The following is a 7,980-nucleotide window of genomic DNA, read 5'->3' on the forward strand; positions in this document are numbered from 1 at the left end:
CCCACTCCGCAGAACCTCCACTCGGCCTCCCGATGGGGCGGTAGATCAAGATCAAGATCAAAAGCCAGATCAAGATCAAGATCTACTGCAACTGCAACTGCAACTGCAAGACGCTCCACAACTACTTCAATACCCCGGCGCGTACAAATCCCCCGCATGCGGGTCCAACAACCCCTGAACAATCTCACTCTGCGTAGCAAGTACTTTGCCATTGCGCTCGTTCAGCAAAAGACATCGCTCAGCACTGCTCACTACGTTTAACCACGCTGTTTGTATCCGTGTGCGCCTGTCAGGCGCGAAATAACCGATCAGGGTGTCCATTGCCTGAGGCTCTCCGCGCAGTTGGAAAGCCCCCATCACTTTGCTACGACGACGAGCACGCCCTCGTACAGCATCGAGCAACGGCAGAATGCACTCATTGACCACGTTGATTTCTACCGTGTCACGGGCCAGCAATAACGAATAAAGACGGTTCATGTGTTCATTGAGTAAGCCAAAATCCCTGACGTCATCAAACACATCCTGCTCAATGATGCCGAATAGTTGATCACGCTGACTCAACGGCTATCACCCCGGTGATACTCCAGCATCGCGGCCGCCAGTGCTGCACTGTCAGTGGCTATCTCGCCCGCCGCCAGGGCGGATTTGAGGCGCGTGACGGTGTCCATGTCTACAGACGGTAATTGACTCAGTACCAACTGGATCTGTTCAAGGCCCGGTTTGACTGAAGGGGTCGCGCTGACCGCAGCAACGCCTTTGCCGGTGGCAGGCTCGCTTTTAACGGTGTTCGCAGACTCGGCACAACGGCTAAATCCGCTAGCCGGCTGACGGGTAATTTCCATGATGGGTTCCAGAACCAGGAGGTATATGAACCCAAGGCGACCCAATGCAGGACGCACTTAAATAACTTTTTAAAAAATCCTGCTTCGCTGTGTGCTTCCCCAGTTAACCCTGCGGCTGGTCTAAATGGACGATGTACCCGCCCCCCTGTCCATGGAATAACTCGACGACTAGAACAAAACCGGGAGAACCCGTTGTGACCTCATCCTTGCGCCCCACCTGGCGAACGCACTACGCATTAGGCGTGTTGGCTGCCATTTACGTGTTCAATTACATCGACCGGCTGCTGATGGCGATTTTGATCGAGCCAGTGAAAGCTGAGTTCGGCATTTCCGACACCGGTATCGGACTGCTGTCGGGCGTGACGTTCGCGGTGTTTTACACCCTGTTCGGATTTCCGTTGGGGCGTCTGTCCGACCGAATCGGGCGCAAGCCGATCATTGCGCTCAGTTGCATTGCCTGGAGCGTAATGACGATTTTCTGCGGCCTCGCCGCCAGTTTCACAATGCTGGTGGTAGCCCGCATCGGGGTGGCCATCGGCGAGGCCGGCGGCACTGCGCCGTCAATGGCGATGGTCTCGGATCTGTACCCGCCAGAGCGGCGTTCAACGGCACTTTCAGTGCTGATGCTGGGTTCCAGCCTGGGCGCTATTTTTGGCTTGGGGCTTGGCGGCTGGATCGCTCAGCATTACGGCTGGCGCACGGCATTTGTGGTGATCGGCGCTCCGGGCATTTTCCTCGGTTTGCTGTTGCTGTTGACTGTGCGTGCGCCCAAACCGGCGATGCTGGTCAGCCCCAGGCAAGCCGTGCAGACCCATTGGGCCACGACCATCCGCGAATTGTTTCAAACCCCGTCTTATCTGTGGCTGGTACTGACCGGCGGCTCAGCCGCCATCGCCGGATACGCCATTGGCACCTGGAGCCCCAGCTTCCTGATTCGCTCCCACGGCTTGAGCCTGCAAGATGCCGGGTTGTTGGCCGGGGTGGCCGGAGGCGCGGGTGCGACCTTGGGCACCCTCTCCTGCGGCATTCTCTGTGACCGTCTGGCGCGCCGCGATAAGGGCTGGCAAATCGGTGTGCCGCTACTCGGGACGCTGATCAGTATCCCGTTTGGTCTGGCTTATTTCCTCTGGCCCGTTGGCACTGCGTTTTCAATCGGTACCACCCCGGTGCCCACCGCGTTCCTGTTTTACAGCGTGTTCAGCTTCTTTGGTACGTGGTGGGCAACGCCGTGTCTGGGAGCTATCTCGCATCTGTTCCCGGCGACCCGACTGGCGCAAGCGACCGCTATTTTCGTGATGGCCATGACGTTGCTCGGTGTCGGCGTCGGCCCTCTATTGATTGGCATGCTCAGTGACGGCTTCGCCCATCGCTTGGGCAGTGAAGGCCTGCGCTATGCCTTGGCGTCCTGTGTGTCGCTGCTGGTAGTGGCCTCGGTTTTTCTGGCCATGGCCTTGCCACGCTACCGTAATCACCTGAACAACATTGCGCCGTCGCCCGCCCCTTTGGCGAACGCCGTCAGCGCCTGATACCTGGAGAGCCTGAAATGACTGAACAAGACCTGCCACTGCCGATCGGCCACTTCGTCACCCTGGACAACGGCCTGCGCCTGCACTTTCTCGACGAGGGCAGCGGCCCGGTCGTGCTATGGCTACACGGCAGCGGCCCGGGAGCCAGCGGCTACAGCAATTTCAAAGGCAACTACCCGCAATTTGTCGCCGCCGGTTTTCGCAATCTGGTGGTGGATTTGCCGGGCTTCGGGCGCTCGGACAAACCCGAAGAGGTGAACTACGATCTCGAGTTTTTCGTCAACACGATGTCCGGGTTTCTCAAGGCGGTGGGCGTCAAACGCGCGACCCTGCTCGGCAACTCACTGGGCGGCGCGATCGCGCTGGGCCTGGCGCTGGCTGAACCCGAGCGTGTAGAGAAGTTGATTCTCATGGCTCCGGGCGGCGTGGAAGAACGCGAAACCTATTTCCAGATGATCGGCATCCAGCGCATGGTCGAGCTGTACAACGCCGGGCCGCTGGGCATTGAACAAATGCGTCGGATCATGAGTTTGCAACTGTTCGACAGCTCGCAACTGGACGACAACCTGCTGGCCGAGCGTGTGGCCGTGGCCGTGCATCAGCCGCGTAATCTGTTCACCACCATGATGGTGCCGAACATGACCGATCGCCTCGAAGAGCTGCAAGCGCCGATCCTCGGGTTCTGGGGCACGGATGACAACTTCAACCCGGCCACTGGCGCCCTGAAAGTGCTCAAGCATGCACCCAATGCCCGCTTTATCATGCTCAACCGCTGCGGACACTGGGTTCAGGTCGAACACCGAGAGCTGTTCAACAAAGCTTGTCTGGAATTTCTGCGAAGCTGAGCGATGCCTGACGTTTCATCTCCATTACTTGCGCTCGGACTGAAATAACAATGACAAAATTCCCTCAGTTGCTGGCCCCCGGACGCATCGGTTCGCTCCAGCTGCGTAACCGCATCATCATGGCGCCAATGGGTTCCAATTTCGCTGAAGCCAGTGGTCACTGCGGCGAACGCATTCAAGCGTATTACGAGGCCCGCGCCCGTGGCGGCGCCGGTTTATTGATCATGGGCGTGTGCTCGGTGGCGTTCCCGGCTGGCACAGCGGAGCCCTTTCAGGTAGGGGTGTCCAGCGATGACTTCATCCCCGGTCTCAGCCGCCTCGCTGAACGCGTTCACCAGCACGGCGCGAAGATCGCCATGCAACTGCAACACGCTGGCAAAACCTCGGTGCGTGACATGGCTGAAGGTCGGCAGTTATGGGTGCCTTCGGTACCGCCAGTGCTGCAAAGCGACATGATGGCGGCCTTGACGCCTGAAGAGTTGGCCAACTTTGTCAGCTCCATGAAACGTCGCGCCGAAGGCTCACCGATCCGGGTGATGGACGACGCCGACATCGCGCAAATGATCGACTGGTTTGCTCAGGCAGCCGACCGTGCCAAAAGAGCCGGGTTCGACGGTGTCGAAATACACGCGGCCCACGGTTACATCATTGCCGGTTTCCTGTCCTCCTATTACAACCAGCGTGAAGACGACTATGGCGGCACGCTGGAGAACCGCGCCCGACTGCTGCTGGACATCATCGCTGCCGTGCGGGCCAGGGTCGGTGACGAATTTGCTGTGTGGCTGAGGCTGGATGCCGAAGAACTGCACACCCCCAACGGCATCACCTTGCAAGACGCCCAGGCCGTGGCGGGTATGGCGGAGGCTGCAGGCGTGGATGCCGTCAGCGTCTCGGCCAGCGCGCGCATCACCAGCGGCGTGGTGTTCACCGAAGCGCCACTGGTGCAAAAGCCGGACGGTTTTATGGAATGGACGGCGGCCATCAAGCGCAGCGTTAACCTGCCCGTGATCGCGGTAGGCCGTATTGAGCCGCAGTCTGGCGAAGCCGCCTTGAAACGCGGCGACTGTGACTTTGTGGCTATGGCTCGCAAGCTGCTGGCCGACCCTGAACTGCCGAACAAATTGAGCAACGGCCAGGAAAACACCATCAGGCCGTGCATTTATTGCTATGTCTGCGTCAGCCAGATCTTCGTCAATGAACGGGTCAAGTGCGCCGTCAATCCTATGACCGGGCATGAATTTGAATACGTCATCAGCCCCACACTTTCAGCCAAACATATCGTCGTCATCGGCGCAGGGCCTGCTGGCATGGAAGCCGCTCGCGTGGCCGCCCTGCGCGGGCATCGGGTGACATTGCTGGAGCGCAGCGACCGTCTGGGCGGCACGCTGTTCTTTGCGGGCCTGGCCTACGCCGAAAACGCCAAGCTGCTGGACAACCTCAAGGTGCAGGTGCAGCAATCATCGATTGACGTTCGCCTTAACACCACCGCCAGCCCTGCCCTGTTGCGCGACTTGGCTGCTGATCAGGTGCTGGTGGCGGTGGGTGCCGAGCGTTCAGCCCCGGCCATTCCCGGAGCCGAGCTGGACCATGTGTGGAGCGGTGACGAACTGCGTCGCTTGATGACCGGCGACCGGGCGGATGAAATCGCCAAACGCAAACTGTCCTTCACCCAGCGCACCTTGATGAAAGCCGGTAGTTTGGCGGGTGTAACCGACAGCAGCGAAGCCCTGCAAAAACTGTCGCGGATGTGGATGCCCTTGGGCAAGCGCGTGACCATTATTGGCGGCGGACTGGTGGGGTTGGAGCTGGCCGAATTTCTGCTGGCCCGCGGCCGACAAGTGACCGTGCTGGAGAGCGGCACCCATTTGGGTCGAGAGCTGGCCATTGTGCGGCGCTGGCGAGTGCTGCATGAAATCCGTGTGCACGGCGGCGATCTCAAGACCGGTGCCAGTGTGACGGCCATTGACGCCAAGGGCGTGCATTATCAATTGGCTGACGGGCAGGCAGCGTACAGTGAAGCCGACTCTGTGGTGCTGGCCATCGGTGCGCAACCCAATACCGATTTGCTGGATGAACTGAGCCGCGCAGGTTTACGTGCCAGCAGCATTGGTGATTGCCAGACTATTGGCTACATCGAAGGAGCTATCAGCGCGGGCCATAAAGCAGGCCGCGAAGCCTGAGTCAGCATCGGCCTATTTCCTTCACGCAAAATGCGTGTAGCAGCTGACGAGTAATGCGAGGCTGCGATCGGCGGCGAAGCCGCCGTAAAACCATGTAATCCGGTGCATTATGATGGCCGGATTTTTGGTTTCAGATACGACACACAAAGACAGCTGGCGACGATTGCATCGTCGAACGCAGCCTCGCATTACTCGTCAGCTGCTACGCGGTTTGGCGTTCCCTGCATGGCCTGCACAGGTTATCTGCACCGCATTGAGGCACCCGATTCAAACACCGAGTGGGATTTGGACTAGCATGAACAGCCCCTAGGCTGAACATGAAATTTTCTTAAGAAACGTTTCAGCTTTTTGCGGGCAAAATGTGCTCATCGACAAAAAGCCCACTCAGGTGAATGTATGCCCCGCATTTTGACCATCGAAGACGATGCCGTAACGGCTAAAGAAATCGTGGCTGAATTAAGCAGCCACGGGCTGGAAGTCGATTGGGTGGCCAATGGCCGCGAAGGGTTGGTACGCGCTGTCAGCGGCGATTATGACCTGATCACCCTCGACCGCATGCTCCCTGAACTCGACGGCCTGGCCATTGTGACCACCTTGCGCACCATCGGTGTCAGCACGCCGATTCTGATGATCAGCGCCCTTTCCGATGTTGACGAACGCGTTCGGGGCCTGCGCGCCGGTGGCGATGATTACCTGACCAAACCCTTTGCCAGTGACGAAATGGCCGCTCGGGTCGAAGTGTTGTTGCGCCGTAAAAGCCCGGTCGACAAATACGAAACCTCGTTGCGTGTGGCCGACCTGGAGCTCAACCTGATCACCCGCGAAGCCAGTCGTGCCGAGCAACAACTGAGCCTGCTGCCCACCGAATACAAACTGCTGGAATTTTTGATGCGCAACACCGGGCAAATTCTTTCGCGCATGATGATTTTCGAAGAAGTCTGGGGTTATCACTTCGACCCTGGCACCAACCTGATCGACGTGCACATCGGTCGCCTGCGCAAAAAAATTGATCCTCAGGGCCTGGTGCCATTGATTCGCACCGTTCGAGGCTCGGGTTATGTCATTGCCGAACCCCTCTAAGGGCTGGCGTTCCTCCAGCAGCCGACTGCTGGCGCTGTACAGTTTCCTGTTCGTGGCCTGGAGCTGCATCCTCATGGGGGTGCTGTATTACGAGGTGTCGGACTATCTGGGCAACCTGGCCAAGCACTCCTTGATGCAACGCCAGCACTTGTTCTCGCGCTTTCAGGGCGAGCAGCTGGACGAAGCGTTGGCCACTAGCCTGACGTTCGATATGCGCACGGTAGATGCGTATGGTTTGTTTGATGCGCAGCTGCGCCCGCTGAGCGGCCCCATTCAGAGCATTCCCGAAGACCTGCCGCTGGACGGTGAAATCCATGAATTGAGCACCTGCATCGTTTCCGATGACCCCAACCTGCCGCAAGACAGCTGTGACGCCGTCGCCACGCAGACCCCGGATGGCCGCTGGCTGGTGCTGGTGCGTGATAACGGCTCACTGTTTGCGGTGACGCGGATCATTCTGCATGCGCTGTTGTGGGGGATATCACTGACCATCATCCCCGGCATTGCTGGCTGGCACTTATTGCGCCGACGCCCATTGCAACGGGTACGGGCCATTCAGGCCAGCGCCGAGGCCATCGTCGCCGGTGACTTGACCTATCGCCTGCCGCTGTCGGATCGGCGCGATGAATTGGACATGCTGGCCGCGATTGTCAACGCCATGCTCGACCGTATCGAACTGCTGATGCATGAAGTCAAAGGCGTGTGCGACAACATCGCCCACGATCTGCGCACCCCGCTGACCCGGCTGCGTGCGCAGTTGTACCGGATTCAACAGCAAGCGGCAGAAGGCTCCCCCGAGGCCCTGCAATTGGAAGAAGTGATTGGTGAAACGGACACGCTGATGGCGCGCTTTCGCGGGTTGTTGCGAATTTCCGAGCTGGAAGACCACCAGCGTCGTTCGGGCTTCTTGCAACTCGATCCTTTGCCTTTGCTTCAGGAACTGTACGATTTTTATCTGCCACTGGCGGAGGAAGGACAGATCACGTTGACTCTGGATGCCGACCAACCACTGCCAAGTCTGGTCGGCGACCGCGCCTTGCTGTTTGAAGCGCTGAGCAACTTGTTGAGCAATTCGATCAAATTCACCCCACCCGGCGGTGAGGTGATTTTGCGTGCGGTCAACGATGACGGTAGTCCACGCATTGAAGTGCTGGATACCGGGCTGGGCATCCCGGAGGCTGAACGTGTGGCTGTGTTTCAGCGCTTTTATCGGTGTGATGACACCCATGCGGGCTTCGGTCTGGGGTTATCCATTGTGGCGGCGATTGTCAGCCTGCATGGTTTTAGCCTGGAGGTGCGTAATCGCGATAACGGCGGGGCCTGGTTGACCCTGCACTGTCGGCAGAGTTTGATCAATAACCTTTAAGCACAGCACATGCTTTAGATACCCTCATCGCCACCGAGATTTTGATCTGCTTGTGATCTGCTTGTGATCTGCTTGTGATCTGGTTTTTGATCTTGATCTGCCGCCCCTTCGGGAGGCCGAGAGGAGGTTTCGCGGAGTGGG

At 58.6% G+C, this 7,980-nt stretch carries 7 protein-coding genes; 5 read left to right on the forward strand and 2 right to left on the reverse strand.

Annotated features, from left to right (window positions below):
- Positions 1–126: 126 nt before the first annotated feature.
- Both flgN and GHN86_RS22630 read right to left on the reverse strand, forming a co-directional pair.
- Positions 127–561: a flagellar export chaperone FlgN gene (gene flgN / locus GHN86_RS22625; protein ID WP_153383110.1), complete on the reverse strand. Its 435-nt coding sequence runs from the start codon at positions 559–561 to the stop codon at positions 127–129.
- Positions 558–842: a flagellar biosynthesis anti-sigma factor FlgM gene (locus GHN86_RS22630; protein ID WP_153383112.1), complete on the reverse strand. Its 285-nt coding sequence runs from the start codon at positions 840–842 to the stop codon at positions 558–560. Before GHN86_RS22630 ends, flgN begins: the two co-directional genes overlap by 4 nt.
- Positions 843–1,036: 194 nt before the next feature.
- Here GHN86_RS22630 and GHN86_RS22635 point away from each other — a divergent pair, with 194 nt between their 5' ends.
- The 5 genes from GHN86_RS22635 to GHN86_RS22655 all read left to right on the forward strand — a co-directional run bounded on the left by GHN86_RS22635 (position 1,037) and on the right by GHN86_RS22655 (position 7,839).
- Positions 1,037–2,368 carry an MFS transporter gene (locus GHN86_RS22635; RefSeq protein ID WP_323369625.1) on the forward strand — a complete coding sequence of 444 codons (1,332 nt, stop codon included), beginning with the start codon at positions 1,037–1,039 and terminating at the stop codon, positions 2,366–2,368.
- Positions 2,369–2,385: 17 nt separating this feature from the next.
- Positions 2,386–3,213, forward strand: coding sequence for an alpha/beta fold hydrolase (locus GHN86_RS22640; RefSeq protein WP_153383114.1), 828 nt, complete (start codon positions 2,386–2,388; stop codon positions 3,211–3,213).
- A gap of 50 nt (positions 3,214–3,263) precedes the next feature.
- A complete protein-coding gene (locus GHN86_RS22645; protein ID WP_153383116.1) occupies positions 3,264–5,393 on the forward strand; it encodes an FAD-dependent oxidoreductase in 2,130 nt (709 codons plus the stop codon).
- Positions 5,394–5,789: 396 nt separating this feature from the next.
- Positions 5,790–6,473, forward strand: a complete 684-nt coding sequence (locus GHN86_RS22650; RefSeq protein ID WP_153383118.1) for a response regulator transcription factor — start codon at positions 5,790–5,792, stop codon at positions 6,471–6,473.
- Positions 6,451–7,839, forward strand: coding sequence for a sensor histidine kinase (locus tag GHN86_RS22655; protein ID WP_153387358.1), 1,389 nt, complete (start codon positions 6,451–6,453; stop codon positions 7,837–7,839). The genes GHN86_RS22650 and GHN86_RS22655 overlap by 23 nt, the downstream gene beginning before the upstream one ends.
- The last annotated feature ends 141 nt before the right edge of the window (positions 7,840–7,980 follow it).

The organism is Pseudomonas helleri, from assembly GCF_009600315.1.
Taxonomy (GTDB): domain Bacteria; phylum Pseudomonadota; class Gammaproteobacteria; order Pseudomonadales; family Pseudomonadaceae; genus Aquipseudomonas; species Aquipseudomonas helleri_A.

Coding starts and splice junctions, on each gene's coding strand:
- GHN86_RS22630 (WP_153383112.1), bottom strand. CDS start 842: ATGGAAATTACCCGTCAGCCGGCTAGCGGATTTAGCCGTTGTGCCGAG.
- GHN86_RS22640 (WP_153383114.1), top strand. CDS start 2,386: ATGACTGAACAAGACCTGCCACTGCCGATCGGCCACTTCGTCACCCTG.
- GHN86_RS22645 (WP_153383116.1), top strand. CDS start 3,264: ATGACAAAATTCCCTCAGTTGCTGGCCCCCGGACGCATCGGTTCGCTC.
- GHN86_RS22650 (WP_153383118.1), top strand. CDS start 5,790: ATGCCCCGCATTTTGACCATCGAAGACGATGCCGTAACGGCTAAAGAA.
- GHN86_RS22655 (WP_153387358.1), top strand. CDS start 6,451: ATGTCATTGCCGAACCCCTCTAAGGGCTGGCGTTCCTCCAGCAGCCGA.